Annotated in this window: 18 protein-coding genes; 10 read left to right on the forward strand and 8 right to left on the reverse strand. The window is 65.5% G+C overall.

Going from position 1 to position 18,980, the window contains the following annotated elements:
- Positions 1-86: 86 nt before the first annotated feature.
- Positions 87-1,205 (forward strand): glutamate 5-kinase, encoded by a 1,119-nt coding sequence (proB, locus tag ACN22W_RS02880; RefSeq protein ID WP_419686153.1) that lies wholly within the window; start codon positions 87-89, stop codon positions 1,203-1,205.
- 96 nt (positions 1,206-1,301) lie between these two features.
- Here the strand turns inward: proB and ACN22W_RS02885 are convergent, their stop codons facing one another.
- Together ACN22W_RS02885 and ACN22W_RS02890 are read right to left on the reverse strand one after the other, a co-directional pair.
- On the reverse strand, positions 1,302-1,910 hold the full coding sequence (locus ACN22W_RS02885; protein WP_412022520.1) for a CNP1-like family protein: 609 nt from the start codon (positions 1,908-1,910) through the stop codon (positions 1,302-1,304).
- 13 nt (positions 1,911-1,923) lie between these two features.
- Positions 1,924-2,571, reverse strand: coding sequence for an RNA pyrophosphohydrolase (locus ACN22W_RS02890; RefSeq protein WP_129513651.1), 648 nt, complete (start codon positions 2,569-2,571; stop codon positions 1,924-1,926).
- Positions 2,572-2,789: 218 nt separating this feature from the next.
- Here ACN22W_RS02890 and ACN22W_RS02895 point away from each other — a divergent pair, with 218 nt between their 5' ends.
- Both ACN22W_RS02895 and ACN22W_RS02900 read left to right on the forward strand, forming a co-directional pair.
- On the forward strand, positions 2,790-4,526 hold the full coding sequence (locus ACN22W_RS02895; RefSeq protein ID WP_193097588.1) for a proline--tRNA ligase: 1,737 nt from the start codon (positions 2,790-2,792) through the stop codon (positions 4,524-4,526).
- Between the two features lie 21 nt (positions 4,527-4,547).
- Positions 4,548-5,150, forward strand: coding sequence for a MarC family protein (locus tag ACN22W_RS02900; RefSeq protein WP_129513653.1), 603 nt, complete (start codon positions 4,548-4,550; stop codon positions 5,148-5,150).
- An 81-nt stretch (positions 5,151-5,231) separates the two neighbouring features.
- Here ACN22W_RS02900 and ACN22W_RS02905 read toward each other — a convergent pair whose 3' ends face one another.
- Together ACN22W_RS02905 and ffh are read right to left on the reverse strand one after the other, a co-directional pair.
- Positions 5,232-5,783, reverse strand: coding sequence for a hypoxanthine-guanine phosphoribosyltransferase (locus ACN22W_RS02905; protein WP_048251149.1), 552 nt, complete (start codon positions 5,781-5,783; stop codon positions 5,232-5,234).
- A 94-nt stretch (positions 5,784-5,877) separates the two neighbouring features.
- Positions 5,878-7,245: a signal recognition particle protein gene (gene ffh / locus ACN22W_RS02910; protein WP_262540818.1), complete on the reverse strand. Its 1,368-nt coding sequence runs from the start codon at positions 7,243-7,245 to the stop codon at positions 5,878-5,880.
- 89 nt (positions 7,246-7,334) lie between these two features.
- On the opposite strand from ffh, the gene ACN22W_RS02915 reads away from it, so the two are divergent.
- The 7 genes from ACN22W_RS02915 (at position 7,335) to ACN22W_RS02945 (ending at position 15,267) form a co-directional block, all read left to right on the forward strand.
- Positions 7,335-8,228 carry a cytochrome C assembly family protein gene (locus ACN22W_RS02915; protein WP_419686157.1) on the forward strand — a complete coding sequence of 298 codons (894 nt, stop codon included), beginning with the start codon at positions 7,335-7,337 and terminating at the stop codon, positions 8,226-8,228.
- A 13-nt stretch (positions 8,229-8,241) separates the two neighbouring features.
- Complete coding sequence (locus tag ACN22W_RS02920; RefSeq protein WP_419686159.1) at positions 8,242-8,559, forward strand: PP0621 family protein; 318 nt, start codon at positions 8,242-8,244, stop codon at positions 8,557-8,559.
- Positions 8,556-9,146 carry a 1,6-anhydro-N-acetylmuramyl-L-alanine amidase AmpD gene (gene ampD, locus ACN22W_RS02925; protein ID WP_193097589.1) on the forward strand — a complete coding sequence of 197 codons (591 nt, stop codon included), beginning with the start codon at positions 8,556-8,558 and terminating at the stop codon, positions 9,144-9,146. Before ACN22W_RS02920 ends, ampD begins: the two co-directional genes overlap by 4 nt.
- A gap of 461 nt (positions 9,147-9,607) precedes the next feature.
- A complete protein-coding gene (locus ACN22W_RS02930; RefSeq protein ID WP_419686162.1) occupies positions 9,608-12,592 on the forward strand; it encodes a ribonucleoside-diphosphate reductase subunit alpha in 2,985 nt (994 codons plus the stop codon).
- A 363-nt stretch (positions 12,593-12,955) separates the two neighbouring features.
- Positions 12,956-14,167 (forward strand): ribonucleotide-diphosphate reductase subunit beta, encoded by a 1,212-nt coding sequence (locus ACN22W_RS02935; RefSeq protein WP_048251156.1) that lies wholly within the window; start codon positions 12,956-12,958, stop codon positions 14,165-14,167.
- Between the two features lie 82 nt (positions 14,168-14,249).
- Complete coding sequence (locus ACN22W_RS02940; protein WP_080971037.1) at positions 14,250-14,576, forward strand: hypothetical protein; 327 nt, start codon at positions 14,250-14,252, stop codon at positions 14,574-14,576.
- Between the two features lie 28 nt (positions 14,577-14,604).
- Positions 14,605-15,267: a histone H1-like DNA-binding protein gene (locus tag ACN22W_RS02945; RefSeq protein ID WP_080971038.1), complete on the forward strand. Its 663-nt coding sequence runs from the start codon at positions 14,605-14,607 to the stop codon at positions 15,265-15,267.
- 218 nt (positions 15,268-15,485) lie between these two features.
- Here ACN22W_RS02945 and ACN22W_RS02950 read toward each other — a convergent pair whose 3' ends face one another.
- From ACN22W_RS02950 to ACN22W_RS02965, 4 genes are all read right to left on the reverse strand, one after another.
- Entirely contained in the window at positions 15,486-15,959 is a 474-nt protein-coding gene (locus ACN22W_RS02950) for a glycine zipper 2TM domain-containing protein (protein ID WP_047899750.1), read from the reverse strand.
- Positions 15,960-15,978: 19 nt separating this feature from the next.
- Positions 15,979-16,917, reverse strand: a complete 939-nt coding sequence (locus ACN22W_RS02955; RefSeq protein WP_048251158.1) for a carbohydrate kinase family protein — start codon at positions 16,915-16,917, stop codon at positions 15,979-15,981.
- A 95-nt stretch (positions 16,918-17,012) separates the two neighbouring features.
- Positions 17,013-17,516, reverse strand: coding sequence for a thiol peroxidase (gene tpx, locus ACN22W_RS02960; RefSeq protein ID WP_048251159.1), 504 nt, complete (start codon positions 17,514-17,516; stop codon positions 17,013-17,015).
- Between the two features lie 73 nt (positions 17,517-17,589).
- Entirely contained in the window at positions 17,590-18,951 is a 1,362-nt protein-coding gene (locus tag ACN22W_RS02965) for a DUF3426 domain-containing protein (RefSeq protein ID WP_419686164.1), read from the reverse strand.
- Positions 18,952-18,980: the final 29 nt, after the last annotated feature.

The raw sequence follows: 18,980 nt of genomic DNA on the forward strand, positions 1-18,980 counted from the left end.
TTCCAGAACGCGCCGGGCGTGCCGCCCGGCGTCGGCGTTCAATCGCGCCCGGCCGGGCAGGCATCAGATACAGGAGACAGTGCAGGATGCGTTCGATCATCGCGGATTCGAAGCGATTGGTGGTGAAGGTGGGTTCCAGCCTCGTGACCAACGACGGCAAGGGGCTCGATCATGCTGCAATCGGCCGCTGGGCGGCCCAGATCGCTGCGCTGCGCGCTCAGGGCAAGGAAGTCGTGCTCGTCAGTTCGGGGGCGATTGCCGAAGGGATGCAACGGCTCGGCTGGAGCAAGCGGCCGCGGGAAATCGACGAGCTGCAGGCCGCTGCCGCGGTCGGCCAGATGGGGCTTGCGCAGGTCTATGAGAGCCGCTTCACCGAGCACAACATCCGCACCGCGCAGATCCTGCTCACGCACGCCGACCTGGCGGACCGCGAGCGTTACCTGAATGCGCGTTCTACGCTGCTCACGCTGCTGCGGCTCGGCGTCGTGCCGATCATCAACGAGAACGACACGGTCGTCACCGACGAAATCAAGTTCGGCGACAACGACACGCTCGGCGCGCTCGTTGCGAACCTGATCGAAGGCGATGCGCTGATCATCCTGACCGACCAGACGGGGCTGTTCACGGCCGATCCACGCAAGGATCCGAAGGCGACGCTCGTCGCGGAGGCCAATGCGGGCGCGCCGGAACTCGAGGCGATGGCGGGCGGTGCGGGTTCGAGCCTCGGCCGCGGCGGGATGCTGACGAAGATCCTCGCGGCGAAGCGTGCGGCGCATAGCGGCGCGAACACGGTGATCGCGAGCGGCCGGGAGTCCGACGTGCTCGTGCGTCTGGCGGCCGGCGAGGCGATCGGCACGCAGTTGATCGCACGTACCGCGCGGATGGCGGCGCGCAAGCAGTGGATGGCAGACCATCTGCAGGTGCGCGGCCATGTCGTGATCGATGCAGGCGCGGTCGAGAAGCTGACGGCCGGCGGCAAGAGCCTGCTGCCGATCGGCGTGATCGACGTGCAGGGCGCGTTCGCGCGCGGCGAGGTGATCGCGTGCGTCGGCCCCGACGGGCGCGAAGTGGCGCGCGGGCTCACCAACTACAGCAGCGCGGAGACGAAACTGATCCACCGCAAGCCGAGCGGCGAGATCGAGGCCGTGCTCGGCTACATGCTGGAGCCCGAACTGATCCACCGCGACAACCTCGTGCTGGTGTGACCGCCGGCTCCGGATTCGGCAGTCAAATAAAAAAGCCCGCATCAAGCGGGCTTTTTTCATGCGGCGGGACGGGCGTATGGCCCGCACCGCACGCCGTCAGCGCAACTGCGTCATCGCGGTGCGGTGAAACCGGATGTTCTCCAGGATTTGCTGGGTCGAGCCCTGCGGCATCTTGTTCGAGCAGAAGTAGTCCTGGTAGAGCGACGAGTGGTAGGCATTCAGTTCGCCGTTCTCGATGCGCTGCCAGTCGTTTTCGACCGTGCGGTCCCAGCCGTCGTGATCCGAATTCAGGCCGGCGTACTGTCGCCATTCATACGTGTCGCAGCGGATGCCTTCGTAGTTCACGTTGCGCGCGCCGGCTGGGCTCGTGATGACGACCGCGTAGCGCACGACGCCGTCGGTGCCGACCGCGAGCGACTTCGCATCGACGAAGAACTTGAGCGGCGTGTTCTGCGATACGCTGAACGGCAGCAGGTCTGCCGCTTGCGGCAGCGGCGGCAGCGTGTCGACCGCGTTTTCCTTCCAGTTGCCCTGACGGTCCAGCAGATACACGAACTCGCTGTCATCCTTGTTGGTCGGCGTCTTCGAATTCGCGCAACCGGCCAGGGTGGCCGCCGCGGCAATCGATGCGAGCGCGAGAGCAATCGCTTTCAAAATGCATTCCTCGTAAAAAAAGGGCGCGACACCAAGGTCGCGCCCGGTCATGCAGTCCGACTCGTTATTTGCCGACGATCACGCGGGGCGGCATCTCGTCCAGCGTGCCCGCTTCCACTTCGATCTCCGAACAGACTACCGATGTGTCGACAATCGTCAACGTCTGCTGGGCCTGTACGCCGATGACGCGCGGATAGCGCGACAGGCGCGGGCCACGCGGCTTCTCGGCTCGCTGCGCCGGGCGGCGCAGGAAGCGCGACAGTTCCGTCAGCGCCAACTGATAGACATCCCGCTTGAACTCGATTACCGCATCGAGCGGCACCCAGTACTCGTTCCAGCGCCACGCATCGAACTCCGGGTGATCGGTCGCGCGCAAGCAAATGTCGCAATCGCGTCCGACCATCCGCAGCAGGAACCAGATCTGCTTCTGGCCGCGGTAATGACCGCGTACTTCGCGTTTGATGAACTTGTCAGGCACCTCGTAACGCAACCAGTCGCGCGTGCGACCGATTATCTTGACGTGTTCCGGATGCAGGCCCGTTTCCTCGTGCAATTCCCGGTACATCGCCTGCATGGGGGTCTCGCCGTACTTGATCCCACCTTGAGGAAACTGCCAGGAATGCTCGCGGAGCCGCTTGCCCCAAAACACCTCGTTGCGCGCGTTCAAGAGGATGATGCCGACGTTCGGGCGAAAGCCTTCACGATCCAGCATACAACCACCTTCGAATCCTTTAAAATTGCTTTGATTATAAACAGATAACGGGCGCTGCGCACCGTGACGGAGCGAATCCGCGCGGGGTGTGCCGGTTGAATTGTCCCTGATTGGTCTGCTAAGTCATCTGCGCCATCGTCGTTCGTCGCGCGCAGCTTTTTCACCTTGAAACTTTTTCGGGCGCCCCGCCTGGGGGCGCCGTTTTTGGAACCGTCCGCATGAAAGCTTCCCGTTTCTTTATCGGCACCCTGAAAGAAGCACCCGCCGACGCAGAGATCGTCAGCCACAAGCTGATGGTACGCGCCGGCATGATCCGTCGCGTCGCCGGCGGCATCTATAACTACCTGCCGGTCGGCCTGCGCTCGATTCGCAAGGTCGAGGCGATCGTGCGCGAGGAAATGAACCGGGCGGGCGCGATCGAGCTGCTGATGCCGGCGGTGCAGCCGGCCGAACTGTGGCAGGAATCGGGCCGCTGGGAGCAGTATGGCCCCGAGCTGCTGCGCTTCAAGGACCGCAAGGACAACGATTTCGTGATCGGGCCGACGCACGAGGAAGTCATCACCGACATCGCGCGCAACCAGATCAAGAGCTACCGGCAGATGCCGGTGAACTTCTACCAGATCCAGACGAAGTTCCGCGACGAGATCCGTCCGCGCTTCGGCGTGATGCGCGGCCGCGAATTCATCATGAAGGACGCGTACTCGTTCGACAAGGACGCGGCGGGCCTGAACGAGTCGTATCGCAAGATGTACGACGCGTACGTGCGCATCTTCACGCGCCTCGGCCTCGAATTCCGCGCGGTCGCGGCCGACAGCGGCTCGATCGGCGGCAACTTCTCGCACGAATTCCACGTGATCGCCGATACCGGCGAGGACGCGATCGCCTACTGCCCGACGTCGGAGTTCGCGGCGAACATCGAGGCAGCCGAAGCGCTGCCGCTGATTGCCGAGCGCGCGGCGCCGGCCGAAGCGATGGAGAAGGTCGCGACGCCCGGCAAGGCGAAGTGCGAAGCCGTCGCCGAACTGCTGGCCATCCCGCTCGAGCGCACGATCAAGTCGATCGTGCTTGCGACCGACAACGAAGGCGCCGAGCCGACCATCTGGCTCGTGATGCTGCGCGGCGATCACGACCTGAACGAGATCAAGGTGTCGAAGCTGCCGGGCCTGAAGAACCACCGCTTCGCGACCGAGCAGGAAATCGTCGAGTGGTTCGGCACGCCGCCGGGTTATCTCGGTCCGGTCGGCACGAAGAAGCCCGTGAAGGTGATCGCGGACCGCACGGTCGCGAACATGAGCGACTTCGTCGTCGGCGCGAACGAGGTCGACTATCACATCGCGGGCGTGAACTGGGGCCGCGACCTGCCCGAGCCGGACGTCGCCGACGTGCGCAACGTGAAGAAGGGCGATCAGTCGCCGGACGGCAAGGGCGTGATCGACATCTGCCGCGGTATCGAAGTCGGCCACGTGTTCCAGCTCGGCACCAAGTATTCGGAAGCGATGGGCGCGACGTTCCTCGACGAGTCGGGCAAGCCGCAGCCGATGCTGATGGGCTGCTACGGCGTCGGCGTCACGCGCATTCTCGGTGCGGCGATCGAACAGAACTTCGATGACAAGGGCATCATCTGGCCCGAGTCGATCGCGCCGTTCGAGGTCGTGCTGTGCCCGATGGGCTATGACCGCAGCGACATGGTGCGCGAGTCCGCCGACAAGCTGTACGCGGAACTCTCCGCGGCCGGCATCGACGTGATCCTCGATGACCGCGGCGAGCGCCCGGGCGTGATGTTCGCCGACTGGGAGCTGATCGGCGTGCCGCATCGCCTCGTGATCGGCGAGCGCGGCCTGAAGGAAGGCAAGATCGAGTACCAGGGCCGCCGCGACGCCGAAGCGACGTTGCTGCCGGCCGATGAGGCTGCGGCGACGGTCGCGGAGAAGATCCGCGCCGCGCTCGCACGCTAAGCACGGCGACCGGGGGACACGATGGAATACACGTTCCTGTCTGCCACCGTGCTCCTGGTGCTGATCACCGATCCGCTCGGCAACATCCCGCTGTTCATTTCGGCGATGCGGGATGTGCCGCGCGAGCGGCGCGTGAAGCTGATCCTGCGTGAAGTGGGGATCGCGTTCGTGATCCTGCTGTTCTTCATGGTGGTCGGCGACCGCTTCCTGCGGATGATGAGCCTTACCGACCTGTCGCTGCGGCTCGGCGGCGGGATCGTGCTGTTCCTGATCGCGCTGCGGATGATCTTCCCGCATCCGGACGGCGCGCTCGGCAGCGATCCGCGCGCGGGCGGCGAACCGTTCATCGTGCCGCTCGCGATTCCGGCGCTCGCCGGGCCGTCCGCGCTGGCGACGGTGATGCTGCTGACGTCGCAGGCGCCGGGCAAGATGTTCGAGTGGGTCGGCGCGCTGACGGTCACGATGATCGTCTGCGCGATCACGCTGGTCCTGGCCGAGCGGATCCAGCAGTGGCTCGGCGAGCGGACGGTCGCGGCGTTCGAGCGGCTGATGGGCCTCGTGCTCGTCGCGATTTCGGTCGAGATGCTGCTGGCCGGCATCCGCGCGTTCGTGCACCAGTTGTAGGGTGGACGGCAGACGCACGAAAAAAAGCGGCGCTCCGGGAAACCGGAGCGCCGCTTTTTATTGATAGGGCGGGCAGGGCGATCAGACGTTGGTGGTCAGCGCGCGGATCGTCGGCAGGTTGCGCCAGTATCCCTTCGCGTCCATCCCGCAGCCGAACACATAGCGGTCCGGCACCGGGAAGCCGCAGAAGTCGGGATGCAGCGGCTTCGCCTTCGCGAGCGTCTTCTCGCACAGCACGGCCGACATGAAACGCTGCGCGCCCATGTCGAGGATACGGTCGCGGATCGCGGCCATCGTCTCGCCTTCGTCGAGGATGTCGTCGAGCACGAGCACGATCCGGTCCTTCACCGATTCGCGCGGCGCGACGCGCCAGTGCATCTCCGGGCTGCCCTGCGTCGTGTTGCGGTAGCGGGTCAGGTGGATGTAGTCGAATTCGAGCGGGAAATCGAGATGCGGCAGCAGCATCCCGGTAAACACCGCGGCGCCGCCCATCACCGAGAGAACGAGCGGGAACGCATCGCCGATCTCGGCGCGGATCGCGTCGGCCATCCTGGAGATCGACGCGTTGACGGCGTCGGCCGAGACGATCTCTTCGGAGTGGTTGAAAATGTGGAGGGCTTCTTCGCGGTTCATGTGTTCTGGCGGGCAGTCGGTATACAAATAAGAATGAAGCAGAACGGACGGCGCGCGCTACAGCAAAAACCCGCGCGCCGGCCGACGGGCGGAATCAGCGCATGCCGGGCATCATGCCCTTCAGGCCGCGCATCATCTTCTGCATGTTGCCGCCCTTCAGCTTCTTCATCATCGTACGCATCTGGTCGTACTGGTTCAGCATCCGGTTGACTTCCTGCACCGGCACACCCGCGCCGGCCGCAATGCGGCGCTTGCGCGTCGCCTTGATGATCTCGGGTTTCGCGCGCTCGGCGGGCGTCATCGAGCTGATGATGCCTTCCATCCGGCGGATCTGCTTTTCGGCCTGGCCCATGTCGGCGCCGGCCGCCGCCTGCTGGAATTGTGCGGGCAGCTTGTCCATCAGCGACGACAGGCCGCCCATGTTCTTCATCTGCGAGATCTGCGCGCGGAAATCGTTCAGGTCGAAGTCGCCGCCTTTCTTGACCTTGTCGGCGAGCTTTTGCGCGGCCTGCACGTCGACGCCGCGCTGCGCCTCCTCGACGAGCGCGAGGATGTCGCCCATGCCGAGGATCCGGTTCGCCATCCGGTCGGGGTGGAACACCTCGAGGCCGTCGAGCTTCTCGGCGACGCCGACGAACTTGATCGGCTTGCCCGTGATGTGACGCACCGACAGCGCGGCACCGCCGCGCGAATCGCCGTCGAGCTTGGTCAGCACGACGCCCGTGAGCGGCAGCGTGTCGTTGAACGCCTTCGCGGTGTTGACCGCATCCTGGCCGAGCATCGCGTCGACGACGAACAGCGTTTCGGCCGGCTTCAGCGTGTCGTGCAGCGCGGCGATTTCCTGCATCATCGCCTCGTCGATGCCGAGGCGGCCGGCCGTATCGACGATCAGCACGTCATGGTAGTGGCGCTTCGCCCAGTCGACAGCCGCGATCGCGATGTCGACGGGCTTCTGGTCCGGCGTGGACGGGAAGAAATCGGCGCCGACCTGTTCGCTCACCGTTTTCAGCTGCATGATCGCGGCCGGGCGATACACGTCGCACGACACGGTCAGCACCTTCTTCTTGTACTTCTCGCGCAGCAGCTTCGCGAGCTTGCCGGCGGTCGTGGTCTTGCCCGCGCCCTGCAGGCCGGCCATCAGGATCACGGCGGGCGGCGTGACCGCGAGGTTCAGCTCGGCGGCCTTGCCTTCGTAGTCGCCGCCGATCACGGCGGTCAGTTCCTTCTGGACCACGCCGACGAGCGCCTGACCCGGCGACAGGCTGCTGATCACCTCTTCGCCGAGCGCCTTTTCCTTGACCTTGGCGATGAATTCGCGGACGACCGGCAGCGAGACGTCGGCCTCCAGCAGCGCGAGACGCACCTCGCGGAGCATCTCCTGGGTGTTCGCCTCGGTAAGCCGGGCCTCGCCGCGCAGCGTCTTGACGACGCGCGCCATCCGTTGAGTGAGATTGTCGAGCATGGGGAGCGATGGACAGTGGGGCCCGAAGGCGCGGCGGAACCGAACAAAGGGAGCCGTCGCGGGAAGGGGGCCTAGTGTAAACTTCGAACATGGATATTGTACTGTATGCCCTCACCGCATTCCTGTACGGCGGCCTCGCCGTCGCAGGCTGGCGCACGCACCGCCAGGGCGCGACGCCGCTCGTCGCGAGCGTGCCGGCCATGCCGGTTCCCGCGTCCGCCGCGTCCGGGATGAGCGGGGCCGGCCGCGGGCTGCTGTTCGCCGCGCTCGTCGCGCACGGCGTGCTGCTCCATACGACGATCTTTCCGCACGACGCGATGGTGTTCGGTTTCGCGTTCGCGCTGTCCGCGATGTTCTGGCTCGGCGCCGGCATCTACTGGATCGAGAGCTTCTTCTTCCCGCTCGACAGCCTGCGCCTGCTGGTGCTGCCGCTCGCGTGCGGCGCGTCGCTGCTGCCGCTGATGTTCGGCGGCGTACGGGTGCTTCCTTATGCCGCAGCGCCGCTGTTCAAGCTGCACTTCCTGATCGCGAACATCGCGTACGGCCTGTTCGCGATCGCGGCGCTGCACGCGATCCTGATGCTGATGGTCGAGCGGCGCCTGCAGTCGCTGCGCAGCGGCGGGCGCGACGGCTCGACGGGCTGGATCGCGAGCTGGCTCGAAACGCTGCCGCCGCTGCTCACGCTCGAGAAGCTGCTGTTCCGCCTGATCGGCGCCGGCTTCGTGCTGCTCACGCTGACGCTCGCGTCGGGCATCCTGTTCAGCGAGCAGGTCGATGCGCGCGCACTGCGGCTCGACCACAAGACCGTGTTCGCGATCCTGTCGTGGCTGATGTTCGGCGGCCTGCTGGTCGCCCGCAAGACGTCGGGCTGGCGCGGGCGCGGCGCGGCGCGCTGGGTGCTCGTGTCGTTCGCCGCGCTGCTGCTCGCGTATGTCGGCAGCCGGTTCGTTTTCGAGGTGCTGCTGCACCGTTCCGTGGTTTGACCGCAGGTTTCCGATGCGACAGATTCTTCTCCTGATTCTTCTCTTCTTCGCGGGTTCGTGGATCGCGCGCAAGCTGCGCCAGGCCCAGGAGCACGCACAGGCGCGTACCGGCCGCGGCGCGGGTCACGACGGCACGCCCGGCTCCGGCTCGGCCGGCGCGGCGCGCCCGAACGGCGACGCGCGTTCGCTGCCCGAGCCGATGGTGCGCTGCGCCGAATGTGGCGTGCATGCGCCGAAGGGCGATGCTGTCGCCGCGGGCGGAGAATACTTCTGCAGCGCCGAGCACGCGCAGCGCCACGCGGCGCGCGCGAGCGGTCACGACGCACGATGAACGACGCGCCGCTGCTGTCGGTCGACGCGAACGGCTGGGTGCGCGAAGCGCGCCATGCGCCGTCGCCGAACTTCGAGGCGCGACCCGCCGGTGCGGTGCCGACGCTCGTGGTCGTCCACAACATCAGCCTGCCGCCCGGCGAATTCGGCGGCGACGCGATCGAGGCGCTGTTCCTGAATCGCCTCGACTGCGACGCGCACCCCTATTACCAGAGCCACCTGCGCGGCGTGCGCGTGTCCGCGCACTTCCTGATCCGCCGCGGCGGCGAGCTCGTACAGTTCGTGTCGTGCGACGAGCGCGCGTGGCACGCGGGTTCGTCCGAGTTCTTCGGCCGGCCGCGCTGCAACGACTTCTCGATCGGCATCGAGCTCGAAGGCGCGGACGACGTGCCGTTCGACGACGCGCAGTACGCGACGCTCGCCGCGCTTTCCCGCGCACTCGCCGCACGCTATCCGGTCGACGCATTCGCCGGGCACTCGGACGTTGCGCCGGGCCGCAAGACCGACCCGGGCCCGCACTTCGATTGGCAACGCTTCGCGAGCGATGCCGGTTTTTCCGCCGAATACTTTCCTTTCCGTCAGCACTGAGCGCGGGGTTTTTGAACCGGCGAAAATTTTTTTCCCGACCAATGCCTTGTCACGTCTGCCCCTCCGGGAGCCGGGGGTGATGTCAATACCTTCAGCGCAAATTATCCGTTTTGACCTCGTCCGAATGTCCACTATACTTGGTGCCAGTTGAGCGGTTCTGCACTAGATATAGTGTGTGTCGCAGGGGAAACCCGAGCGACACCGGCCGGCGGGCAACGCCGGCGGACAGGGTTCTCAGGGCGGCGCGTCAGGCCGGCGGTCCGGGCGTCGCGATCAGCGCAGCGAACTTCGACGGGGCAGGGGATACATGACGAAGCACACGACCGGATCGGTTGTCGCGCATCGACCGAACCGGCTTCCCCGGCGCATCGCTCGCCTCTTACCGCTCGCGCACCGCGTTGCGCAGCGTTCGTTTTAATCCGCGGTTCTCTCCGCACCATCCAACACCAGGAGCTTTGCACATGCAAACCACCGACAACGCGACGTCCCAGTACGAGAGCGCCTCGAGCCGTCCGCTCGGCGGGACCGAACAGGGCGCAAAGGCGCTCGCGCCGCAGGCCACGTTCGCCGACTACAAGGTGATCCGCCGCAACGGCAGCGTGGTGTCGTTCGAGCCTTCGAAGATCGCGATCGCGGTGACCAAGGCTTTCCTGGCCGTCAACGGCGGGCAGGGCGCGGCATCGGCTCGCGTGCGCGAGCAGGTCGAACAGCTGACGCACAACGTCGTGCGCGCGCTCGTGCGCAGCCGCCCGAACGGCGGTACGTTCCATATCGAAGACATCCAGGACCAGGTCGAACTCGCGCTGATGCGCGGCGGCGAGCACAACGTCGCGCGTGCCTACGTGCTGTATCGCGAGAAGCGTCACCTCGAGCGCCAGCATTCGGGCGAGGAAGCGGCGGTGGGCGGCGAGTCGAACACCGGCATCAACGTCGTCGACAACGGCGTCACGCGTCCGCTCGACCTGAACGCGCTGCGCGCGCTGATCGCGTCGTCGTGCGACGGCCTCGGCGCTGCGGTTAACCCTGAGCCGATCGTCGCGGAGACGGTGAAGAACCTGTACGACGGCGTGCCGATGAGCCAGGTCTACGACTCGGCGATCCTCGCTGCGCGCACGATGATCGAGAAGGATCCGGCATACAGCCAGGTCACCGCCCGCATCCTGCTGCACACGATCCGTCGCGAGATCCTCGGCGAGGAAGTGGTGCAGGCCGAGATGTCGGCGCGTTACTCGGAATACTTCCCGCAGTTCCTGAAGCGCGGTGTCGACGCCGGCCTGCTCGACGACAAGCTGCTGCAGTTCGACCTGAAGCGCCTCGGCGACGCGCTCGACGCGAGCCGCGACATGCAGTTCGGCTACCTCGGCCTGCAGACGCTGTACGACCGCTACTTCCTGCACGTCGAAGGCACCCGCATCGAAATGCCGCAGGCATTCTTCATGCGCGTCGCGATGGGCCTGTCGCTGAACGAGATCGACCGCGAAACGCGCGCGATCGAGTTCTACAACGTGCTGTCGAGCTTCGACTTCATGAGCTCGACGCCGACGCTGTTCAACTCGGGCACCCACCGCTCGCAGCTGTCGTCGTGCTACCTGACGACGGTCGCGGACGATCTCGACGGCATCTATGAAGCGCTGAAGGAAAACGCGCTGCTGTCGAAGTTCGCCGGCGGTCTCGGCAACGACTGGACGCGTGTGCGCGCACTCGGCTCGCATATCAAGGGCACGAACGGCAAGTCGCAAGGCGTGGTCCCGTTCCTGAAGGTCGTCAACGACACGGCCGTCGCGGTCAACCAGGGCGGCAAGCGCAAGGGCGCGGTCTGCGCGTACCTCGAATCGTGGCACCTCGACATCGAGGAGTTCCTCGAGCTGCGCAAGAACACGGGTGACGATCGCCGCCGTACGCACGACATGAACACGGCGAACTGGATTCCCGACCTGTTCATGAAGCGCGTGATGGAAGGCGCCGACTGGACGCTGTTCTCGCCGTCGACCTGCCCGGACCTGCACGACAAGTTCGGCGCGGCGTTCGAGACGGCTTACACGGCTTACGAAGACAAGGTCGCGCGCGGCGAGATCAAGCTGTTCAAGAAGATCCCGGCGGCGCAGCTCTGGCGCAAGATGCTCGGCATGCTGTTCGAGACGGGCCACCCGTGGATCACGTTCAAGGATCCGTGCAACATCCGCTCGCCGCAGCAGCACGTCGGCGTCGTCCACTCGTCGAACCTGTGCACGGAAATCACGCTGAACACGAGCGACACCGAAATCGCGGTGTGCAACCTCGGCTCGGTGAACCTCGTCGCCCACCTGGTGAAGCAGGCCGACGGCAGCTACGCGCTCGACCACGACAAGCTGAAGCGCACGATCAGCGTCGCGATGCGCATGCTCGACAACGTGATCGACATCAACTACTACGCGGTGCCGAAGGCGCGTAACTCGAACCTGAAGCACCGCCCGGTCGGCATGGGCATCATGGGCTTCCAGGACTGCCTGCACCTGCTGCGCACGCCGTACGCGTCGGAAGCGGCGGTCGAGTTCGCCGACCGTTCGATGGAAGCGGTCTGCTACTACGCGTACTACGCGTCGACCGAGCTGGCCGAAGAGCGCGGCCGCTACTCGAGCTACCGCGGCTCGCTGTGGGATCGCGGCATCCTCCCGCAGGACACGCTGAAGCTGCTGGCCGAAGCGCGCGGCGGCTACGTCGAGGTCGACACGTCCGAGTCGCTCGACTGGACGACGCTGCGTTCGCGGATCGCCTCGCACGGCATGCGCAACTCGAACTGCGTCGCGATTGCGCCGACGGCGACGATCTCGAACATCATCGGCGTGTCGGCATGCATCGAGCCGACCTTCCAGAACCTGTACGTGAAGTCGAACCTGTCGGGCGAATTCACGGTGGTGAACGAGTTCCTGGTTCGCGACCTGAAGGAACGCGGCCTGTGGGACGAGGTGATGGTCTCCGACCTGAAGTACTTCGACGGCATGCTGTCGCGCATCGACCGCATCCCGGCCGACCTGCGCGCGATCTACGCGACCGCGTTCGAAGTCGACCCGACGTGGCTGGTCGAGGCGGCATCGCGTCGCCAGAAGTGGATCGACCAGGCGCAGTCGCTGAACATCTACATGGGCGGCGCGTCGGGCAAGAAGCTCGACGAGGTCTACAAGCTCGCATGGCTGCGCGGTCTGAAGACGACCTACTACCTCCGCACGATGGCGGCGACGCACGTCGAGAAGTCGACGGTCGCACACGGCGCGCTGAACGCCGTGCCGACGGGCGGTTCGAGCAGCGGCGGCGCGCAAGGCGCAGCCGGCGGTTTCGGTGCGGCAGGCGGCGATGCGTCGTCGGGCGCGATCAACGCGGCGGCACTCGCACCGGTCGAGGCCGACGGTCCGGTGTGCACGATGCGTCCGGGCGATCCGGGCTTCGACGAGTGCGAAGCGTGCCAGTAACGCAGTGCGTATGACCTGAAGATGTGCCGGGCGGCGTGCACGACAACCGATCGAGGTTGAAGTGTGCGCCGCTCTCTACTAAAAAAATGATAAGGAATCTGTAACGCGGCACCTGCGTTGCAGGCAGTGACAAGCGATCGAAACATCCCCGACGACGTCGCGTTTCGATCAGCGTTCGATGCGTTGAATGCACCTCGCGATACACGCGCGACACACGTCGCGCTCTGCATGAACGACGATGCGTTGCTCAAAGTGTTGTATCGAGGTCGCAACGCGAATCGAAAAAAGGATTTTTCGTGAGCGAACCCTTTTATCGCTCAGGAAAAGATGGTACAAACCGTTCTAAATTGATGGTGAGAATTTATGCTCAACTGGGATGAAGAGAAGACTGCCGTAACTCCCGCGAGCGGAGCGCAGCAAAACGCGATGCGCACCTCCGCCGGGATGGCTGTCGGAATGCAGGCTGCAACGCCTGCCGCCCATCAGGTCCGCGACATTTTCGAAGGCGATCTTGCGGTGCCGCCGCAAGCATCGGCTGTTCCCGCCGGCGGTTCGGAAGCGCGGGTCAATGTCGCCGACAAGCGCATCATCAACGGCCAGACTGACGTCAATCAGCTGGTGCCGTTCAAGTACAAGTGGGCGTGGGAAAAGTATCTGGCCGGTTGCGCGAACCACTGGATGCCGCAGGAAATCAACATGTCCCGCGACATCGCACTGTGGAAGGACCCGAACGGTCTGACCGAGGACGAGCGCCGCATCGTGAAGCGCAACCTCGGTTTCTTCGTGACGGCCGACTCGCTCGCGGCGAACAACATCGTGCTCGGCACGTACCGCCACATCACGGCGCCCGAGTGCCGGCAGTTCCTGCTGCGCCAGGCGTTCGAAGAGGCGATCCACACGCACGCGTACCAATACATTGTCGAATCGCTCGGTCTCGACGAAGGCGAGATCTTCAACGCGTACCACGAGGTCTCGTCGATCCGCGCGAAGGACGAATTCCTGATTCCGTTCATCCACACGCTGACGGATCCGGCCTTCAAGACCGGCACGCTCGAAGCGGATCAGAAGCTGCTGAAGTCGCTGATCGTGTTTGCCTGCATCATGGAAGGCCTGTTCTTCTATGTCGGGTTCACGCAGATCCTCGCCCTCGGCCGCCAGAACAAGATGACGGGTGCTGCAGAGCAATATCAGTACATCCTGCGCGACGAGTCGATGCACTGCAACTTCGGCATCGACCTGATCAACCAGATCAAGCTCGAGAATCCGCATCTCTGGACCGCGGAATTCCGCGCCGAGATCCGCGAGCTGTTCAAGCAGGCTGTCGAACTCGAATACCGCTACGCCGAGGACACGATGCCGCGCGGCGTGCTGGGTTTGAACGCGTCGATGTTCAAGAGCTATCTGCGCTTCATCAGCAACCGTCGTTGCCAGCAGATCGGCCTCGATCCGCTGTACCCGAACGAGGAAAACCCGTTCCCGTGGATGAGCGAGATGATCGACCTGAAGAAGGAACGCAACTTCTTCGAGACGCGTGTGATCGAGTATCAGACGGGGGGCGCGCTGTCCTGGGAATAACCCGCAGCAGCGAACCCGTTACATGATGGAGCAGCCGGCGGCCTCTCGGCCCCGGCCCAAGGTTTAGGAGCAAGAACGCCTGATGCAAAGCATGCCCGGTGCCTTAACGGCCCAACGATACGACCGGCACTTTGCGAACCCTTCAGTGGGATGGGCAAACTTCCCTCCGGATAAAGCGGACGGCCGTGTGGCGGTCCGCTTGATCAAGCGATTAGGGGTAGCGGCGCGAGGTGCGCCGGCTACCGACTTGATTTGGCGCGCGAGGCCGGGTGGTCACGCGCGCCATACCGTATTCATTAGCGTAAGCGCGTGGTATCCGCGTACGCCGATGAATAGCCCGCTTCGAAGCGCACGTCCTGAACAGCGTCCGCGGGAAGCGGGTTTTGACGAAGGGTGTAGTTTGAACTGACTCTCATCTGAACCTGAAGGAGAACAACATGGCTACTGCCAAGAAGAAACCGGCTGCTAAGAAAGTTGCTGCCAAGAAGACCGTTGCGAAGAAGGCTGCAGCTCCGGCGAAGAAGGCCGCTGCGGTGAAGAAGGTTGCTGCGAAGAAGGTCGCGGTGAAGAAGGTTGCCGCGAAGAAGGCAGCACCGGCGAAGAAGGCCGCTGCGAAGAAGGTCGCAACGAAGAAGGTTGCAGCGAAGAAAGTCGCAGTGAAGAAGGTTGCCGCGAAGAAGGCGGCACCGGCGAAGAAGGCCGCTGCGAAGAAGGTTGCAGCGAAGAAAGTCGCAGTGAAGAAGGTTGCTGCGAAGAAGGCAGCGCCGGCCAAGAAGGCTGCTGCGAAGAAGGCCGCGCCGGCGAAGAAGGCTGCTGCGAAGAAGGCTGCGCCTGCCAAGAAGGCTGCTGCGAAGAAGGCTGCGCCCGCCAAGAAGGCTGCCCCTGCGAAGAAGGCTGCCGCTCCGGCGAAGAAGGCCGCTGCTCCGGCGAAGAAAGCCGCTGCTCCGGCGAAGAAGGCTGCTGCTCCGAAGAAGGCCGTCGTGAAGAAGGCTGCACCGGCAACCACCGCGTCGACCGCATCGGTTGCGCCGGCATCGGGCGTGAAGACCGCGCTCAACCCGGCAGCGGCATGGCCGTTCCCGACCGGCAGCCGTCCGTAATCGCGGCTGACCAGCACCACCCGGGCACTCACGTGGTGTCCGTGGGTTGAGTAGCGCTACTCAATCAGTCCCGCCATCTGGCTCAGGTGGCGGGCTTTTTTTTGTCCGTGTTCTGTTCGTTCATGCGTCGGCCGCGGCGAGTACGGACGAAAAAAAACGCATGTGCAGCTTCGCACATGCGTTCGACCGCGGCTTGCGCCGCGTGCTGAGGTACCTGGTTAGTGCGTGACGCGCGTGACGCCGCCGCTCGACAGCAGTCGCACACGCTCGCCGGCGCGGAATGCTTCGCCGCTTGCTGCCTGCGTGATCGAGCGCAGATCGCCGTTGTCGAGGCGCACGGTGATTTCGACACCGTTCGCCGTGCTGAGGTTTTCGCCGACTGCGTTGCCCGCGACCGCGCCGACGAGACCGCCGGCGATCGCCGTCAGGATCGATCCCTTGCCGCCGCCGATCGCGCTGCCCGCAACCGCGCCGAGTGCGCCGCCGCCGAGCGTGCCGATCGCGCTGCCGCCGCCGTCGGACTGGATGCGTACCGCACGGACGCTTTCGACCACGCCCATGCGGACCGTCTGCTCGCGCTGCGCCTGGCCGACGCTATAGACATCGGCCGAACCCGGTGCCGTGAAGCAGCCGGCGAGGGTCAGCGTGGCCGTCAGCATGGCCGCGAGCGTGAGGGTTTTTTTCGTCAACATCTTTGCTCTCCCACAATATTCATTTGAGACTGTACCCGAAGGCAGCCTCGAAGCGCGCGTCGATCTCGGCGCGCGTTAGTACGTAAGTCTGGGGCCCCTGGTGGGCGATCTTGAGCGAGCCCATGAGGCTCGCGAGGCGGCCGGTGGTTGCCCAGTCGAGGCCGTTCTCGATGCCGTACAGCAGGCCGCCCCGGAAGGCATCGCCGCAGCCGGTCGGATCGACGACGCGCTCGGCACCCACGACGGGAATCTGTTCTTCGCCGTTTTTGTGAAGAATGGTGGAGCCGTGCTCGCCGCGCGTGATGATCAACGCCTGAACCCGGCTGGCGATTTCCTGTTCGGACCAGCCCGTCTTGTCGCTGACGAGCTTGCCTTCGTAGTCGTTGACCGCGACGAACGTCGCGAGTTCAATGATGCGGCGCAGCGTCGCACCGTCGAACAGCGGCAGGCCCTGGCCCGGATCGAAGATGAACGGGATGCCGGCCTTCGCGAATTGTTCGGCGTGCTGGACCATCCCGTCGAAGCCATCCGGCGCGACGATGCCGAGCTTCACGCCCGGCACTTCGTCCGCGCGGTTCAGGTGCGACTGCATCATCGCGCCCGGGTGGAATGCGGTGATCTGGTTGTTGTCGAGATCAGTGGTGATCATCGCCTGCGCGGTGTGCGTATCGGGCACCACGCGCACGCTTGCCTTCGACAGGCCGAGGCTGTCGAGGCGCTCGAGATAGCGGTCCGCGTCGTTCGCGCCGACCGTCGCCATGATGCGCGCGTCGCCGCCGAGCATGTGCAGTGCGTAAGCGATGTTCCCCGCGCAGCCGCCGAATTCGCGACGCATCGTCGGCACGAGGAAGCTCACGTTGAGAAGGTGAACCTGGTCGGGCAGGATGTGCTCGCGGAACCGACCTTCGAAGGTCATGATGTTGTCGTAGGCGAGCGAGCCGCAAATCAGCGTAGTCAAGGCGTGCGTTCCTGTAGAGAGCAAAGGGAGGCGCCGCCCGGCCGGCGCGCGGCGGGCCCGTCGGGCCTCGCGCGGCAGGGCCGGGCGGCAGCGGATTACTTCAGTGCGGCGAGCGCGGCGTCGTAGTTCGGCTCGTCCTTGATCTCGCCGACGAGTTCGGCGTGGATCACCTTGTCCTGCGCGTCGAGCACGACGACCGCACGTGCGGTCAGGCCGTTCAGCGGGCCGCTCGTCACGTCGACGCCGTACGCGTTCGCGAACGCGCGGCCGCTGCGGAACGTCGAAGCCGTCACGACGTTCTCGAGGCCTTCGGTCGTGCAGAACCGCGTGGCGGCGAACGGCAGGTCGGCGGACACGACGACCACGACCGTGTTGTCGAGCGACGATGCGGCTTCGTTGAACTTGCGGGTCGACGTCGCGCAGGTCGGCGTGTCGAGGCTCGGCACGATGTTCAGCACCTTGCGCTTGCCGGCGAAGCTGGCGAGCGACAGGTCGGCGAGGTCCTTGCCGACCAACTTGAAATCGGCGGCTTGCGCACCGACGGCCGGGAACGTGCCGGCGAGATCGATCGGGTTGCCACCCAGCGTAACTTTGCTCATGTTCGTGCTCCGAAATAGCGCGCCGCTCGGGCGCGCGGGTTGAGACGGGCGCGCCTGCGCGCGCCGCGGCGCGTCACGGATAGAAGATCTGGACGCGGAAATTCGAGGCGGGCGTGCCGTTCGTTTCGAGGCGGACGATCATCGTCTGCGTCGTACCGGGCGGCAGCCCGGCGTCGATCGGCGTGCCCGGGCGCACGTAGTCGCGCGGCGCGAGCACGCGGCGCACGGTTACGTGATTGGTGTCGTCGAGCAGCGTCAGCTCGAGCGACGGATACGCCAGCGCGACGCGATAGCGGTTCGTCAGCGGTACCTTCAGTTCGAGCTCGCGCGGGCCGTCGAGCTGGCGCAGGTCGGTCGCGTCGAGCCGCAGGCCGTCGATCGCGCGCGGCGGCGCGACCGTGCAGCCGAGCGGCGCGCAGGCCTGCCGGAACCAGCCCTGCGTGACGGGCCAGTAGATCATCAGCGTTTCGCGTTGCCACCACGCGAGTTGCGCGACGAGCAGCACGGCCAGCACGGCGGCGACCAGGCCGCCGAAAAAGCCGCCGAGCATCCCGCGCCGCTGCGGCGCGCGCGTCTCGCGCGTGACGGCGAAGTGCGGGCGATCGTCGTCGGTCAGCGCGGCCGGGAACGGGGCGACCGGCTCGTCGGTGGCCGCGGTCGGTGTCTTGTCGTGCCGCGTGATGCCGGCGCTGGGTTCGGGCTCGGGTTCGGCTTCGGTTACAGCCGGTGCCGGAGCAAATGCGAAACGCGGTTCGCGCGGCGCGCGTTCGTCTTCCGGCGCGGCGAAGTGCGTGTTGCCGACGGGCTCGGCGTCATCGGCAGCGGTATTCGCGTCTGACGGAACGTGGGCGACGAAGCGGGGCTCACGCGGGTCGCGCTCGACGGTCGGCGACGCAATGGGGGCGGCCGGAACTTCCGTTTCGTGTTGCGGCTGTGTCGAATGCGCTTCGGTCGGTGACTCGATGGCGGCGGAGGCGTCCAGTTCGGCCGGGGAGGAGGCGATCGGTGCGGGCGTACCCGACAGGTGAATGACACCGGCTTCCGTGTCCGGGAGCGCGAGCGGCACCAGTGGCTCGGTGCGTATGGTCTCCACGCTGTGCTGCAGCGACGGATCGACACCGGCGTCGAGCCACGGCGCCCACATGTCCCAGCCTTCCGGCTTGTAATCGGTGTCGGATGGCGACCCGGCGGCCGGTGTGCCGGTGAACAGCCGTGGCGGCGCGGCCTGCTGGTGCGCGTCGCCGTCGTCCGGCGCGGCAGCCGTTTCGGTCAAGACCGGTTCGGGCTGCTGCGCGTGCTCGGGAACGAGCGATTCGGACGCGTTGAAGACTTCGTGGCAATGCCCGCAGCGCACGAGCCCTTGATGCAGCGAGAGCTGTTCCTGCTGCAGCCGGAAGACGGTTTCGCAATGAGGGCAGCGCGTCGCAAGAAGCATGTCGAGCCGGGCGGCCTGCTGGCCAGAGT

The organism is Burkholderia theae, assembly GCF_048565265.1.
GTDB classification, from domain to species: Bacteria; Pseudomonadota; Gammaproteobacteria; order Burkholderiales; family Burkholderiaceae; genus Burkholderia; species Burkholderia theae.